Here is a 15672-nt window from a genome sequence, read left to right on the forward strand (position 1 = left end):
CCGGCCGACGGCGGCGGATGCCGCCGCCCGCCCGGTTCGCCGGTCAGTCCGCCAGGTCCACCGCCACCCCCATCACCTCCCGGGCGTGGCGGTCCGGCACCGTGCCCAGGTGCCACGCCTGCCAGCCCTTCTCCAGGGCCACCCCGCGCTCCAGCACGAGCCGGTGCGCCTCGACGCAGTCGGTGAGCTTGCTGTCGCGCAGCGGGTGGTCGGCCTCGGCGAGGCGGGCCAGTTCCTCCTCGGCGGCCGCGGTGCCGGCCTCGACACCGCCCAGGGAGGCGTACGGCAGGAGGGTGCAGCGCAGGAAGCGCGCCCAGTCCTCGCCGCGGCGGTCCCCGTAGGAGGCGAACAGGCCCGCCGCCTCGTCGCACAGCGCCAGCGCCTGCGGGGTGCGCGCGTTGCCCGCGTCGACGATCGCCAGCTCCAGACAGGTCCACGCCTCACCGTGCGGGACGCCGATGCGCTGGAAGTCGGCGCGGGCGTCCACCAGCAGCTGGCGGGCGAAGCCGGAGTTGCGCAGCGAGCCCGTCCGGGCCGCCCGCTGGTCGCGGGTCACCCGCGCCGAGTGGTGGCGGGCGCACGCCAGGCCGTACACGTCCCGCATCCGGGAGAACATCGACCGCGCCCGCTCCAGCTCCCGCACCGCCTGGTCCAGGTCGCCGCCCTCCTCCAGCGCCAGCCCCAGGTAGTGCACCGTCCACGCCTCGCCGCGCGCGTCCTCGTTGTCCCGGTGCCGGGCCGCCGCCCCCCGCAGTCCCTCCACGGCCGGCGCCGCGTCGCCCGCGACCAGCCGGGCCCGGGCCAGCTGGGTCAGCGCCCACGCCGCACCACGGGCGTCCCCGGTACGGCCGTACAGCTCCAGGGCCGTGCGCAGGTCGGCCTCGGCCCGCGGGACGTCGTCGAGGCGCAGGTGCAGCTGGCCCCGCTGGAAGTGCGCCCACGCCTCGCCGTGCACCGAGCCGCCCTCCCGGTGCAGCACCAGGGACCGGCGCAGCAGGTCCAGCGCCTCGGCCGGCCGGGCCCGGTCGCGTTCCACGGCGGCGAGCGCGTGCAGCGTCCACGCCCGGTCGGTGGCCAGCTCCGGGGCCGCCTGGAGGTCGAGCGCCTCGCGCAGCTTGGCCGCCGCCTCGGTCAGTCGCCCCTGGTGGTGCAGGGTGATGCCCAGCGAGCCCAGGGCGCGGGCCGCCCCGGCGTCGTGGTCGGCCCGCAGGTACAGGTCGACCACCGAGGTCAGCGTCGTGCGGGCCTTGTCCAGTTCGCCGAGCTGGCGGGCCGCGATGCCGGTGCGCCACTGCACCGAGCGCACCAGCAGGTCCTCGTCGACGGACTGGGCCAGCTCGCTGATCTCGCCCAGCCGGTACAGGTCGCCGCGCAGCAGGCAGTAGTCGCACAGCGCGCCCAGCAGGCTGAGCACCGCCGCCCGGTCCACGCCCTCCGCGTGCCGCAGGGTCGCCGTGATGAAACTCGACTCGTCGTCCAGCCAGCGCAGCGCCTCCTCCAGCGAAGTGAAGCCGTGCGGGGAGAAGCGGTCCGAGCGGGTCGACATGTTGCCGTCGACCAGGCGCAGCACCGAGTCGGCGAGCTCGGCGCAGCTGACGATCAGGCGTTCCTGGGCGGCGGCGCGCTCGGCCGGGTCCTCCTCCTCCAGCAGCCGGGCCTGCGCGAAGGCCCGCACCAGGTCGTGCAGCCGGTACCGGTCGCCGCGGACGGTGTCGACCAGACCGGCCCGGGCGAGGTCCGTCAGGTGCCGGGCCGCCTCGGTGCGGTCCGTGCCGAGCAGCGCGGTCGCCGCGGCCACGCCCAGCGAGGCCCGGCCGGCCAGCGCCAGCCGCCGCAGCAGCCGCCGGGTCGGCTCCGGCTGGTCGGTGTAGCGCAGCCACAGCGCCCGCTCCACCGGCCCCACCGGACCGTACGCGGCCAGGTCCGCGGCCAGCCGGCGCGGCGGGCGCGGCCCCAGCGAGGACCCGGCGACCCGCAGCGCGAGCGGCAGCCCGCCGCACAGGGCGACGATCCGCTCGGTGGCCTCCGCGTCGTACGGGCCGGTGCCGTCCTGCGCGGCGGCGCCCAGCAGCTCCTCCGCGCCGGCCGGCTCCAGCGGTTCGACCGGCAGCTCGTGCACCCGCGCCGGCCCGTCGTCCGGCAGGTCCAGCGGGCTGCGCGCGGTGACCAGGACCAGGCTGTCGGAGCGCTCCGGCACCAGCGCGAGGACCTGCGCGGCGTCCGAGGCGTCGTCCAGGACCACGATGACCGGCAGCCCGGCCAGGTGCTGGTGGTACAGCTCGCCGAGCCGTTTGACCTGCTGCTCGGGTGACGAGCGCTCCCGGAAGAGCAGTTGCTCGCGCGGTGCGCCGAGCCGGTTCAGCAGGTGCAGCAGGGCGTCCCGGGTGGGCAGCGGCGGCTCCTCGGCGCTGGCGCCGCGCAGGTCCACCACGCACGCCCCGCGGAACTCGTCGCGCAGGTCGTGCGCGGCCCGGACCGCCAGCGCCGTCCGGCCGCTGCCCGGCTCCCCGTGCAGCACCACGATCGTCGGCCGGGTGGTGGCGCTCGCCCGCGCCGACCGCACCCACTGCCGGATCCGCTCCAGCTCCGCGCGCCGCCCCGCGAACGCCCCTACCACCTGCGGCAGTTGGCCGAACGACTGCTCCAACAGCGTCCGGCCGCGGGCCGCCGCGCTCTTGTCGGCGCCGCGCAGCTGCGGTCCCGTCCGCCGCGGGCCGGTGGTGGCGCCCAGCACCCGCTGCTGGTCCAGGAACGGGCGGATCCCGCGCACCTCCAGCGCGCTCAGCCACTGCAGGCGCAGCTGCTCGGTCCCGCCCGGCCGGCCCGCCGCGCCCGCCCGGTGGTGCGTGGCGGGCAGGTGGGCCCCGGCGGCCTTCACCACGGTCGCCGCCGCGCCGACGACGCCCACGGTCGCACCGGTGCCGAGCGCGGTGCCCGGCCCGGTGCCCAGCACCAGGTCGGCGGCGACCGCGGTGACGGCGGCGACCGCCGCGACGACCAGGGGAGTCCGGCCGCCCTGCGCGGCGTACCGCTGCGCGAAGCCGACCCGGCCGGCCTCCGCCTCGTCCAGCGCCCGCACGTACGCCTCGTACTCCTCGGCGGCCGTCCGCGCGAGTTCGTCCAGTGCCGCGCGCCCCCGGGCGAGCAGCGCCGCGCCGTCCGCACGGCCGCCCGAGCGCCGCACCTCCTCCTGCACGGCCCGCTCCAACACCCGCTCTGCCTGGCCCCGATGAGCGTCCCGCATGGGTCGCGTCCCCCTCCGCGCCGACGGTGTTCCGCGGACCAGTGTGGAGCCCGGGGGTGCGCCGGGGCGAGGGTGCGTGACGGGGCCGGACCGGGTCCGGGCCGCGCGGGGTGCCTGAGCGGTGCCGTGCGGGGTACTGCGGCAGGATGGGAGACATGGCGAACCGACTGGCCCTAGAGACGTCCCCGTACCTGCTCCAGCACGCCGACAACCCGGTCGACTGGTGGCCCTGGTCGGACGAGGCGTTCGACGAGGCCCGCAGGCGCAACCTGCCGGTGCTGCTGAGCGTCGGGTACAGCAGTTGCCACTGGTGCCACGTGATGGCGCACGAGTCGTTCGAGGACCGCACGACCGCCGACTACCTCAACGAGCACTTCGTCAACGTCAAGGTCGACCGCGAGGAACGGCCCGACGTGGACGCCGTGTACATGGAGGCCGTGCAGGCCGCCACCGGGCACGGCGGCTGGCCGATGACCGTGTTCCTCACGCCCGACGCCGAGCCGTTCTACTTCGGCACCTACTTCCCGCCCGTGCCCCGGCACGGCATGCCGTCCTTCCGGCAGGTCCTCGCCGGTGTGACCCAGGCGTGGAACGAGCGGCACGACGAGGTCACCGAGGTCGCCGGGAAGATCGTCCGGGACCTCACCCAGCGGGAGATGGCCTTCGGCGGCACCGACGCCCCCGGCGAGCAGGAGCTCGCCCAGGCGCTGCTGGCGCTCACCCGGGAGTACGACGCGCAGCGCGGCGGGTTCGGCGCGGCGCCCAAGTTCCCGCCGTCCATGGTGATCGAGTTCCTGCTGCGCCACCACGCCCGCACCGGCGCCGAGGGCGCGCTGCAGATGGCGCGGGACACCTGTGAGCGCATGGCGCGCGGCGGCATCTACGACCAGCTCGGCGGGGGCTTCGCCCGCTACTCCGTCGACCGGGACTGGGTGGTCCCGCACTTCGAGAAGATGCTCTACGACAACGCGCTGCTGTGCCGGGTGTACACGCACCTGTGGCGCAGCACCGGGTCGGAGCTCGCCCGCCGGGTGGCCCTGGAGACCGCCGACTTCATGGTGCGCGAACTCCGCACCGAGCAGGGCGGGTTCGCCTCCGCGCTGGACGCCGACAGCGACGACGGGACCGGCCGGCACGTCGAGGGCGCCTACTACGTGTGGACGCCCGAGCAGTTGCGCGAGGTGCTGCACGACGACGCCGAACTCGCCGCCCAGTACTTCGGCGTGACCGAGGAGGGCACCTTCGAGGAGGGCGCCTCCGTCCTGCAACTCCCGCAGCAGGACAGCGTCTTCGACGCGGCGCGGGTCGAGTCGGCGCGGGTGCGGCTGCTCGCCGCGCGGGCCACGCGCCCGGCGCCCGGCCGGGACGACAAGGTCGTCGCCGCCTGGAACGGGCTGGCCGTCGCCGCGCTCGCCGAGACCGGCGCCTGCTTCGAGCGGCCCGACCTGGTCGAGGCCGCCCTCGCCGCCGCCGACCTGCTGGTCCGGGTCCACCTCGACGAGCACGGGCGGCTGGCCCGCACCAGCAAGGACGGCCGGGCCGGCGCGAACGCCGGGGTACTGGAGGACTACGCCGACGTCGCCGAGGGCTTCCTGGCACTGGCCTCGGTGACCGGGGAGGGTGTGTGGCTGGACTTCGCCGGGCTGCTCCTCGACCACGTCCTGACCCGGTTCGTCGGCGAGGACGGCACCCTCTTCGACACGGCCGCGGACGCCGAGCGGCTGATCCGGCGCCCGCAGGACCCGACGGACAACGCGGCGCCCTCCGGCTGGACGGCTGCCGCCGGCGCGCTGCTGTCGTACGCCGCGCACACCGGCTCCGAGCCGCACCGGACGGCCGCCGAGCGGGCCCTCGGCGTCGTCAAGGCGCTCGGGCCGCGCGTGCCGCGGTTCATCGGCTGGGGGCTCGCGGTGGCGGAGGCGCTGCTCGACGGGCCGAAGGAGGTCGCGGTCGTGGGCCCCGCCCTGGACGACCCCGCCACCCGGCTCCTGCACCGCACGGCCCTGCTCGGCACGGCACCGGGCGCGGTCCTGGCCTGGGGCACCCCGGACGGCGACGAGTTCCCCCTCCTCACGGACCGCCCCCTGGTCGGCGGCGCACCGGCGGCCTACGTCTGCCGCAACTTCACCTGCGACGCCCCGACGACGGACCCGGAACACCTGCGCAGGACCCTGGGCGGCTGACGAGGCCCGGGGCGCGCCCCTGACGAGGCCCGGGGCGCGCCCCGAACACGGCACGGCCGGGCTCGGAACACGGCCTGGCCGCGCCCGGTTGCCCCTCGCGGCGCCCCGAACACGGCCTTACGTCGGCCCGCATGCGGCCTGGCGGCGCCCCGGGCGCAGCCTCATGGCGGTCCGCGGCGCCCCGGACGCGGCCTTACGTCGGCCCGCATGCGGCCTGGCGGCGCCCCGGGCGCAGCCTCATGGCGGTCCGCGGCGCCCCGGACGCGGCCTTACGTCGGCCCGCATGCGGCCTGGCGGCGCCCCGAACACGGCCTCACGTCGGCCCGCATGCGGCCTGACGGCGGACCGGTTGTCGCCTCGCCGCGCCCCGCATGCGGCCTCGCGGCGCCCCGAACACGGCCTCATGTCGGCTCGCATGCGGCCTCGCATCGGCCCCGACGCGGCCGGGCGGCGCCCCGGTCGCAGCCTCACGGCGGTCCGCAGCGCCCCGAACACGGGCTCACCTCGGCCCGGTTGCGGCCTCGCGGCGCCCCGCATGCGGCCTCGCGGCGGCCCGGACGGGGCCTCGCGGCGGGCCGGTCGCGGTCTCGCGGCGCCCCGGTCGCGGCCTGGCCGCACCCCGGTCGCGGCGTCGCGGCGCCCCGGTCGCGGTCTCGCCGCGCCCCGCGCGCGGTCTAGCCGTGGTCGCCGTGTTTGGTCACGGCGCGTTCCACGATGGCCTCCAGCTGGTCGTGGTGGGCGCCCTTCCAGTACGCCCGGCCGCAGGAGCCGCACTGGGCGAACACGTCGTAGGCGCGGTGCGTGCCCTGGGCGAGCTGGTCGGCGACCTCCTCCTTGGTGGCCTCGCGCAGCAGGCCGTTGCAGGCGGTGCAGCGCGTCCAGGGGCGCAGCTCGGGGCGGAAGCGGTCGAGGACGTCGTCGAGCTGGTCGTCGGGGCGGGTGCTGTAGACGAACGCGCCCGCCCACAGCTCGCGGCGGCGCAGCAGGCCCCGGTCGCGGCTGAGCAGCACCCGCTGCTCGGCGGCCGACCGCGCGGCCAGCGCCGGGTCACCGATGTCGGTCGACTCGTACGCCGTGTCCACGCCCAGCAGCCGCAGCCGCCGGGCGAGGGTGCCCAGGTGCACGTCGAGCAGGAAGCGCAGGGGCGCCCCGGGCACCCGCTGGGGGCGCGTGACGGGCCGGACGCTCACCGACTCGCCGTCCGCCGGGACGTGCCCGACCGGCACCCGGCAGCCGTCGACGACCAGCGCGCCGACCTCCGTCAGCGGGACGCCGAGCGACTCGACGACGTGGCCGAGCGTGGAGACGCCGTCGACGGCGAGCGCCGTGCTGCCGTGGCGCCGGGCGTGCGGGACGAACAGGGCCAGCTCGGGGGCGACGTCGACGTGGATCTCGGGTGCGGTCACGGGGCCAAGGATGGCACGCGGGAGCGGGCCGGCCTCAGGACTTTTTCGCGGGGAGTCCCCGCTCCAGCACGGTCAGCGCGCGGTCGAGGAGGCCGTGCAGGTCCTCGCGCATGTCGTTCTCCGCCCAGTACTGGTACATCTCCGCGAGGCCGCCGATCAGGGACATCGTGTAGACCCGTACCTCCAGGTCGTCCGTGCCCAGGCCGGCCCGCTCGGCGACGGCCTGGGCGAGCATCCGGCCCGTGACGGACATGGTCTCCAGCATCCGGGCCCGCACCGCCGGGACCTGGATCATCAGGTGCGCCCGCAGCCGGGTGATCTCCAGGTCCTGGTCGGACAGCTGGATGGCGCGGCCGACGACGTACCGCACGGAGTCCATCCACGGCTCGTCCGCGGGACGCGAGCGCAGCTCCTGGAGCATCAGCGGGTCGTACTCGTCCGTGAGGACGATGTCCTCCTTGGTCGGGAAGTACCGGAACACCGTGGACGGCGACACCTCGGCCCGCTCCGCGATCTGCTCGATCGTGGTGGCGTCGTACCCCTGCTCCTCGATGAGGGCGTAGGTCGCCTCACGGATCGCCGTCCTGGTCTTGATCTTCTTCCGTTCCCGGAGGCCCGGCCGGGGACCGTCCGGCGCGGGGGAGGTGTGTACGGGCGTCATGGCGTCATTGTCGGGCATCGGCCTCCCCGTCAGCCATGACGGGGACGGCGGGCGCCCGGTCCGGCCGGGGCGCGCCCGGCAGGAAGGCCGCCGCGGGCAGTGCCGAGACCAGGGCCGCGACGCCGCACACCAGCAGGACGACGCCCATGCCGTGGACGTAGGCGCTGTTCGCGGAGGCCGCCAGGTCGGCGGAGCCCACCCGCTCGGCGACGAGGTGCGCGGCCACCACCGAGTCCCCGGCGGTGTCGGCGGCCCGCGGGGGCAGCCCGCCGGTGTCGAGGCGGTCGCGGAAGGTGCCGGCGAGCAGGCTGCCGAGCAGGGCGATGCCGATCGCGCCGCCCACCTGGCGCAGGGTCATCAGCAGGCCGGAACCGCTGCCGGCGCGGTCGCGGGGCAGGGCGTCCAGGGCGCTGTTCATCGCGGGGATGAGCGCGAAGCCGAAGCCGAGCCCGGTGACGGACAGCCACAGCGCGGTGAAGCCGTAGCCGGAGTCCGTCGTCGTCCGGCTGCCGAGGAACGCGGCGAACGCCAGGACCACCAGGCCGGCGGTCACCGCGGCGCGGGCGCCGAAGCGCGCGGTGAGCTGCGGGGCGGTGCGCGAGGCGACCAGCAGGCCGCCCATCATCGGCAGCAGCCGCAGCCCGGTGCCGAGGGCGTCGTGGCCGAGCACGGCCTGGAGGTAGGGCGGCAGCACGAACAGCAGGCCGGACAGCACGAACATCACCAGGGTCGCGGCGACGGTGTTGAGCAGGAAGCCGCGGTGGGCGAGCAGGGTCATGTCGAGCATGGGCCGCTCGACGCGGCGTTCGCGCAGGACGAGCGCGGTGAGCAGGGCGACGGACGCCGCGAGGGTGCCCAGCACCAGCGCGTCGCCCCAGCCGCGGCCGGGCGCCTCGATGATCCCGTAGACGAGGGCGCCGAGGCCGGTCGCGGTGAGCGCGGTGGAGACCACGTCGACCTTGGGGGAGGCGGGGTCCCGGGTCTCCGGGAGCAGGAGGACGCAGGCGGTGATGCCGAGGGCGGCCATGGGCACGTTGACCAGGAACACCGAGCCCCACCAGAAGTGGTTCAGCAGCCAGCCGCCCACGATCGGGCCGAGCGGCAGGCCGAGCGCGGAGGCGGCGGAGGTGATGCCGACGGCCTTGGCGCGCTCCTCGGGGGCGAACAGCGACGGCAGCACGGAGAGCGCGAGCGGGGTGACCAGGGCGGCGCCGACGCCCATCACGGCGCGGGCGGCGATCACCGTCCCCACCCCGTCGGCCAGCGCGCCGGCCAGGGAGCCGGCCAGGAAGATCCCGAGTCCGACGACGAGCATCAGGCGCCGTCCGAAGCGGTCGCCGAGCAGACCGGCCGGGAGCATCAGCGCGGCGAAGACGACCACGTAGGCGTCGGCCATCCACTGCTGCTCGCCGGTGGTGGCGCCGAGGTCGGCGGCCATGGTCGGCAGGGCCACGTTCAGGATCGTCGTGTCGAAGCCGAGGGTCAGCATGCTGGCGACCAGGGCGGCGAGGGCCCACCAGCGACGGGGGTCCGGAGTGAAGGTGTCCATGAAATGAGAGTAACTGTCAAAAGCTACTTCCTGTCAATCAGGAGGGATGGTCAGTTCGCATCGGGCATGCAAAAAGGGCCACGGCGGGAAGCCGTGGCCCTGCGGTCCGGTGCGGTGCGTCGCGCCGCGCGCGTCACGCGTGCTGGTACGCCACCAGGGAGATGCCGACGTAGTGCACCGCGAACGCGGCCAGCGTGAGGGAGTGGAACACCTCGTGGAAGCCGAACCAGCGCGGTGAGGGGTTCGGGCGCTTGATGCCGTAGACGATGCCGCCCGCGCTGTAGAGCAGACCGCCGACGACCACCAGGATCAGCACGGCGAGGCCGCCGGTGTGCAGGAAGTCGGGCAGGAAGAACACGGCCGCCCAGCCCATGGCGATGTAGCAGGGCGTGTAGAGCCAGCGCGGGGCGCCGACCCAGAACACCCGGAAGACGATGCCGGCGCCCGCGGCGGCCCAGATGCCCCACAGCAGCCAGCGGCCCTTGACGCCCGGCAGGAGCAGCAGGGTCAGCGGGGTGTAGGTGCCGGCGATGATCAGGAAGATGTTGGCGTGGTCCAGCCGGCGCAGGATGCCGTCCATGCGCGGACTCCAGTCGCCCCGGTGGTACAGGGCGCTCACGCCGAACAGCAGGCACGCCGTCAGGGCGTAGATGCCGCAGGCGATGCGGCCGCGGGTGGAGTCCGCCAGCGCGGTGAGCACCAGGCCGGCGATCAGCGCGGCCGGGAACATGCCGAGGTGCAGCCAGCCGCGCAGCTTCGGTTTGATCGGCTCGGTCAGGTGCTCGGTGACCTGCTGCTTGACCTGCTGGGCGAACTGGTGTGCGGTCGAGGGCGTGGTGGAGGAGGCGGAGCGCGCGCCGGAACGGCGGCCGGCGGCCGGCGAGTCCGAGGGCGCGTCGGGGACGGGCGCAGTCATACGCCGAATTTTACTTACGGAGCCGTAAGTCACGGGTCAGCCCCCGCCCCACCTGCGGCGAACGGCTGTCATCTCCTGCTCCCGCAGGGGCCGTTCGCCCCTTTTTCTTTGGTGAAACCCGCGTTTCGCCCAAAGAACGCCCCCCTGGACGCCAAGTGGACGCAAAAGGGCGCGGCACACGTGGCGAGCCTCACTCCGCTCATCTGTGACGTCCTCTGGACAGATGGGCCCAACCATCGGAGGATCAAATGAGTGCGGTCGGCACCGGATGAGCGCAGCCAGGAGGCGGCGCGGCATCCGGGTCGCGGCCCCCACGGGGCAGACAAGGACAAAATCCCTCACCTAGGAGCGATCGTGGCGCGCGACATCGCGGCTCCCCCCGTCACCCCGACCACTCACCAGGAACTGATCTCGTGGGTCGACGAGATCGCGGAACTGACCCAGCCGGACGCCGTGGTCTGGTGCGACGGATCCGAGGCCGAGTACGACCGGCTGTGCGACGAGCTCGTGGCGAAGGGCACCTTCCGCAAGCTCGACCCGATCAAGCGCCCGAACTCCTACTACGCCGCCTCCGACCCGACCGACGTCGCGCGCGTCGAGGACCGGACCTTCATCTGTTCCGAGAAGGAGCAGGACGCCGGCCCCACCAACCACTGGAAGGACCCCGCCGAGATGCGGGAGGTCTTCACCGGTGAGCAGGGCCTGTTCCGCGGCTCCATGCGCGGCCGCACCATGTACGTCGTGCCCTTCTGCATGGGCCCGCTCGGTTCCCCGCTGTCCGCGATCGGCGTCGAGATCACCGACTCCGCCTACGTCGCCGTCTCCATGCGCACGATGACCCGCATGGGACGGCCCGTCCTGGACGAGCTCGGCTCCGAGGGCTTCTTCGTCAAGGCCGTGCACACCCTGGGCGCCCCGCTGGAGGAGGGCCAGGAGGACGTGCCGTGGCCCTGCAACTCCACCAAGTACATCTCGCACTTCCCCGAGTCCCGCGAGATCTGGTCCTACGGCTCCGGCTACGGCGGCAACGCCCTGCTGGGCAAGAAGTGCTACGCCCTGCGCATCGCCTCGGTGATGGCCCGCGACGAGGGCTGGCTCGCCGAGCACATGCTGATCCTGAAGCTCACCCCGCCGCAGGGCGAGTCGAAGTACGTGGCCGCCGCCTTCCCCAGCGCCTGCGGCAAGACCAACCTCGCCATGCTGGAGCCCACCATCTCCGGCTGGACGGTGGAGACCATCGGCGACGACATCGCCTGGATGCGCTTCGGCGAGGACGGCCGCCTGTACGCCATCAACCCCGAGGCGGGCTTCTTCGGCGTCGCCCCCGGCACCGGTGAGCACACCAACGCCAACGCGATGAAGACCCTGTGGGGCAACGCCGTCTTCACCAACGTCGCCCTCACCGACGACAACGACGTCTGGTGGGAGGGCATGACGGAGGAGCTCCCGGCCCACCTCACCGACTGGAAGGGCAACGACTGGACCCCGGAGTCGGGGACCCCGGCCGCCCACCCCAACGCACGCTTCACCGTGCCGGCCGCGCAGTGCCCGATCATCGCGCCCGAGTGGGAGGACCCCAAGGGCGTGCCGATCTCCGCGATCCTCTTCGGCGGCCGCCGCGCCAGCGCCGTACCGCTGGTCACGGAGTCCTTCGACTGGAACCACGGCGTCTTCCTGGGCGCCAACGTGGCCTCCGAGAAGACCGCCGCCGCCGAGGGCAAGGTCGGCGAGCTGCGCCGCGACCCGTTCGCGATGCTGCCGTTCTGCGGCTACAACATGGGCGACTACATGGCCCACTGGGTCGACGTCGCCCAGGGCAAGGACCAGTCGAAGCTGCCGAAGATCTACTACGTCAACTGGTTCCGCAAGGACGACGCGGGCCGGTTCGTCTGGCCCGGCTTCGGCGAGAACTCCCGCGTCCTGAAGTGGATCGTGGAGCGCCTGGAGGGCAAGGCCGAGGGCGTCGAGACGCCGATCGGCGTCCTGCCGGCCAAGGGAGCCCTCGACACCAAGGGCCTGGACCTGTCCGAGTCCGACCTCGACTTCCTGCTCACCGTCGACAAGGACGTGTGGCGCGAGGAAGCGTCGCTGGTGCCGGAGCACCTCAACACCTTCGGCGACCACACCCCGAAGGAGCTGTGGGACCAGTACCACGCGCTGGTGGAGCGCCTCGGCTGAGCCGCAGCTCCCCCCACCACTCCGCGGCCGGTCTTCCGAGTGTGCCCTGACCAGCAACATCGTCACGGGCCGGCCGCGGTGCCGACCGGCGAGGTCCCGCACAACGGCGTGCGGGGCCATGGGCCCGCCGCCGCGCCCCCGTCCGCCCCGACGGGAGCACGGCGGCGGGCCCCCGCCCGTTCCCGGGGACCCTCAGCGGTCCTCCAGGTAGCGGGTGTGGGTCTCCTGACGCCACGCGTCCGCCTCCTTCAGCACCGCCGCCAGCGCGACCGCCTCCCGGGCCAGCAACGCCAGTTGGCGGTCCAGGTGCCGCTCCGGCGACTCCTGGCCCGGCGCGAGCCGGCTCCACCAGCGGGCCCGTACGAAGCTGTCGACGGCCTCGGGGAGGTCCTGGCGCACGATCCTCGCCACGGTGTGGAGGCCCTCGGGGTCCTCGGCCAGCGCGTCGGCACCCCAGCCGCGCTCCAGCAACGCCCCCAGCACGGCGCTCAGTTCGGTGACCCGGGGCGACGCCGACGCGGGCAGGCCGACCTCGCCCAGGTAGCCGTCCAGGCGGGCGAAGTCGGCCCGCAGCTCCTCCAGCCGGTCCGACGGGGTCGGGAAGTCCGGCACCGGGGGCCGCTCCGGCGGGGCGACCAGCGCGCCCGCGCCGTAGAGCCCGGCCACCACCACGGGCCAGTAGGGGCCGGCCACCCCGGTGAACGTCAGGACCAGGCCCAGCAGTCCGCACGCGCCGCCCGCGAGGTTCTTGCGGGACTCCAGGTAGCCGAGGACGCGGTCACTGGTAGCCACGGATCTCCTCGAAGGCGCCGTCCAGCGAGCCGTCGCGGGCGTCGAACAGGCGGCCGCCGGTCAGGTCGGCGATGTGCTCCAGCTCCTCGCGGTCGGAGTCGCCGAACAGGACGGTGAAGACGGGGATGCGCCGGCGGTCGGCGGGCAGTCCCCGGTAGAAGGCGTCGAAGTCGCCCGCCTTGGCCCCGGTCGTGTTCTCGCCGTCGGTCATCAGCACGATCGAGGTGAACGCGTTCCGCTCCGCGCCGAGGTGGTCGTACGCCTTCTCCAGCGAGGTGTAGAGCGCGGTCTTGCCGTCCGCGGCGAGGGCGTCGGTGTCCGCGCGGATCGCCTTCAGGCCCCGCCCGGGATCGGCCGGGTCGACGACGTGGGTGCGCACGTCCTTCACGTCCGACCCGAACGGCATCAGCGTGACCTCCTCCCGGTCGCGGAAGTCATCGGTCAGACCGGTCAGCGCCGTCTTCAGCCGGGCCAGGCGGTCGCCCTCCATCGAGCCGGAGGTGTCCAGGACGTACACCGTCCGCGAGGGGCGGCGCAGGTCGTTCTCGTAGGCGTCCAGCAGCCCGTCGGCGACCGACCGGGTGCCCGGGAAGGGCAGTTCGCGGCGGCGGGCGGTGTCGAGGCCGGCGCCCGGCGGCACCGAGGGGACGACGGGGCGGCGGTGCGTGGTGTCGGTGATGAGCTTCTGCAGCGGCGCCGAGCGCAGCGCCTCGGTGACCCGGCGGACGTCCTCGCGGGTCGCGGCGCTGGTGGAGGCGAGCGAGGACAGCGGGTAGTTCGCGGTGATCACGCCGTCGGCCGGGCGGATCACGGTCAGGCCCGGGACGCCCTTGAGGACCGACTCGTAGTTGAGCAGCGCGTCCACGTCGCCGCGCCGCCGGTAGGCGCTCGCCAGCCAGCCCGACGAGCCCGACGTCAGCTTCTGGCCGCGGAAGAACTCCTTCAGCCGCGGGGCGGCCTCGCGGACGTCGGCGTCGGTGAGCGCGGACTGCGCCCCGGACAGCGCCGAGGCCACCGACACGAGCGTGGAGAAGCCCGAGTTGGAGCGCGCCGGGTCCGTCATGCCGTACGTCAGCCGCCCGGCCCGTACGGCCCGTTCGACGTCGCTCCAGGTGACGTCGGCGGGGTTCCAGCCGAGGGCCCGCACGGTGGCCGGGCGGACCCCGACGGCGACCGGGCTGGACATCACCGGCGTCTCGGAGACGACCTTGCGCGCCGCGTCGGGGCGCAGCCGCAGGTAGTCGTCGGAGGACAGCCACAGGGCGTCGTACCTGCCGTCGGCCCGGCCCCGGGCGAGCAGGTCGACGGCGTCGAGGGTGCCCAGGTAGGTGGGGCGCACGGTGACGCCGGTGCTGCGGGCGACCTGGGCGAGGACCGTGGTCATGTCGCTGAGCTCGCTGGAGGCGAGCACGCGCAGGGTGCCGGGCCGGGCGGCGTCCGGATCGGTGTCCGCCTGCTTCCCGGAAGCGGTGCAGCCGGTCAGGAGGGCCGCCGCGGCGAGCGCGGCCGCGAGGAGGCGTCCCGGTCGTGTCGTCACAGCCCGCCCTCCAGTGCGCCCTGGGAGCGGCTGCGCTCCAGGCGGCCGCTCGCCGCCTGGAGTTCGGCGGTGAGGTTCTCCACGGTCGTCGCCATCGTCTCGGTCGCCCGCACCTTGTAGGTGTCGATCGCGTCGAGCGTGCGGTAGATCTGCTGGAACGCCGTGCGCAGGGTCTCCGCGCCGACCGCCGGGTCGGCGGCGATGCGCTGGATGTCCCCGCTCTGGCCGGCCAGCATCTCGGCGTTGCCCCGGATGAGGTCCTCGGTGGTGCCGCGCAACGCGTCGACCTGCTGGATCACCTTCTTCTGGTGGTCCAGGGCGGAGGCCAGCATCACCGAGATGCGCAGGGCGGAGACGGTGGTGGTGGCCGCCCGGTCGACGCCCTTGATCAGCTCCTCGTTGTTGCGGCGCACGACGTCCATGGCGAGGTAGCCCTGGGCGCACACGGCGAGCTGGGTGAGCAGGTCCTGGTGCTTCTGCCGGACCGGGAAGAGCACGTCGGCCCGCAGGCTGTCGGCCTGCTCCGGGTCGGCCGCCCCGACGCCGTCGACGTGCCGCTCGACGGCGGCGTCGAGGGCCTCGGTGAGGACGACGTACTCCTGGAGCTTGCCCATGGTCTCCCACAGGCGGGTGCGCTCGGTCTGCAACGCGGCGTTGTCCCGGCGCAGTTCGTCCTGGCCGCCGCGCAGCGCGCCGACGATCCGGTTCAACGTGCCCTGCGCGGAGGCGTACTTGGCGACGTGGTCGCGCAGCTTGTTGCCGCCGGGCAGCCGGGACAGCAGCCGGCGGCCCCGGCTCCCGGGCGCGTCTCGCGGGTCCAGGTCCTCCACGACCCGGCGCAGTTCGACGAGCGAGCCGGCCACCTTGCCCTGGGCGTCGCCGCCGTTGTCGGGCAGGGAGCGCACGGCGCGCTCCAGCATGCGGTTGGACTGGGCAGCGGCGGCCCGCATCTCGCCCGCGCCGAGCGCGGTGATCTCACCGACGCGGCCGGCGAACTCGGGGGAGCGGGCGTCGAGGGCGGCGAGGCCGTCGACGTACTCGGCGGCCTTGCGGGCCATCTCGGTGCGCACCCCGTCGGCGACCGGGACCAGCCCGCCGGCCTTCTCCCGCGGCACGGGCGCCACGGGCTCGGGCGGGGTGAGCGTGAACCCGCCGTCGAGGCCGGCGGCACCCGCTCCGCCGGCCGTGCCTGTCATGTCCGTCATG

At 74.5% G+C, this 15672-nt stretch carries 10 protein-coding genes; 2 read left to right on the forward strand and 8 right to left on the reverse strand.

The window, feature by feature from the left end:
- Positions 1 to 43: 43 nt before the first annotated feature.
- Positions 44 to 3244, reverse strand: coding sequence for a tetratricopeptide repeat protein (locus E4U91_RS21955; RefSeq protein WP_168218144.1), 3201 nt, complete (start codon positions 3242 to 3244; stop codon positions 44 to 46).
- Between the two features lie 155 nt (positions 3245 to 3399).
- Here E4U91_RS21955 and E4U91_RS21960 point away from each other — a divergent pair, with 155 nt between their 5' ends.
- Positions 3400 to 5427, forward strand: a complete 2028-nt coding sequence (locus tag E4U91_RS21960) for a thioredoxin domain-containing protein (RefSeq protein WP_137308415.1) — start codon at positions 3400 to 3402, stop codon at positions 5425 to 5427.
- A 674-nt stretch (positions 5428 to 6101) separates the two neighbouring features.
- Here the strand turns inward: E4U91_RS21960 and E4U91_RS21965 are convergent.
- From E4U91_RS21965 to trhA, 4 genes are all read right to left on the reverse strand, one after another.
- A complete protein-coding gene (locus tag E4U91_RS21965) occupies positions 6102 to 6833 on the reverse strand; it encodes a Mut7-C RNAse domain-containing protein (protein ID WP_137308416.1) in 732 nt (243 codons plus the stop codon).
- 34 nt (positions 6834 to 6867) lie between these two features.
- Positions 6868 to 7494 carry a TetR/AcrR family transcriptional regulator gene (locus tag E4U91_RS21970; RefSeq protein WP_137308417.1) on the reverse strand — a complete coding sequence of 209 codons (627 nt, stop codon included), beginning with the start codon at positions 7492 to 7494 and terminating at the stop codon, positions 6868 to 6870.
- 4 nt (positions 7495 to 7498) lie between these two features.
- The gene (locus E4U91_RS21975) at positions 7499 to 9043 is read right to left on the reverse strand and encodes a DHA2 family efflux MFS transporter permease subunit (protein ID WP_137308418.1); all 1545 of its coding nucleotides are present in this window, start codon (positions 9041 to 9043) and stop codon (positions 7499 to 7501) included.
- Between the two features lie 133 nt (positions 9044 to 9176).
- Positions 9177 to 9959, reverse strand: coding sequence for a PAQR family membrane homeostasis protein TrhA (trhA, locus tag E4U91_RS21980; RefSeq protein WP_137308419.1), 783 nt, complete (start codon positions 9957 to 9959; stop codon positions 9177 to 9179).
- A 354-nt stretch (positions 9960 to 10313) separates the two neighbouring features.
- Between trhA and E4U91_RS21985 the strand changes: the two genes are divergently transcribed.
- Positions 10314 to 12137, forward strand: a complete 1824-nt coding sequence (locus E4U91_RS21985; RefSeq protein WP_137308420.1) for a phosphoenolpyruvate carboxykinase (GTP) — start codon at positions 10314 to 10316, stop codon at positions 12135 to 12137.
- A 192-nt stretch (positions 12138 to 12329) separates the two neighbouring features.
- Here E4U91_RS21985 and E4U91_RS21990 read toward each other — a convergent pair whose 3' ends face one another.
- From E4U91_RS21990 to E4U91_RS22000, 3 genes are read right to left on the reverse strand one after another with little or no spacing between them, the layout of a single operon-like run.
- A complete protein-coding gene (locus tag E4U91_RS21990) occupies positions 12330 to 12929 on the reverse strand; it encodes a hypothetical protein (protein ID WP_137308421.1) in 600 nt (199 codons plus the stop codon).
- Positions 12916 to 14466 (reverse strand): vWA domain-containing protein, encoded by a 1551-nt coding sequence (locus tag E4U91_RS21995; RefSeq protein WP_174867846.1) that lies wholly within the window; start codon positions 14464 to 14466, stop codon positions 12916 to 12918. The genes E4U91_RS21990 and E4U91_RS21995 overlap by 14 nt, the downstream gene beginning before the upstream one ends.
- Positions 14463 to 15671 carry a toxic anion resistance protein gene (locus tag E4U91_RS22000; RefSeq protein ID WP_422070909.1) on the reverse strand — a complete coding sequence of 403 codons (1209 nt, stop codon included), beginning with the start codon at positions 15669 to 15671 and terminating at the stop codon, positions 14463 to 14465. Before E4U91_RS22000 ends, E4U91_RS21995 begins: the two co-directional genes overlap by 4 nt.
- Position 15672 lies beyond the last annotated feature (1 nt).

This window comes from Streptomyces lasalocidi (assembly GCF_005280215.1).
In the GTDB taxonomy this organism is placed as follows: Bacteria; Actinomycetota; Actinomycetes; order Streptomycetales; family Streptomycetaceae; genus Streptomyces; species Streptomyces longwoodensis.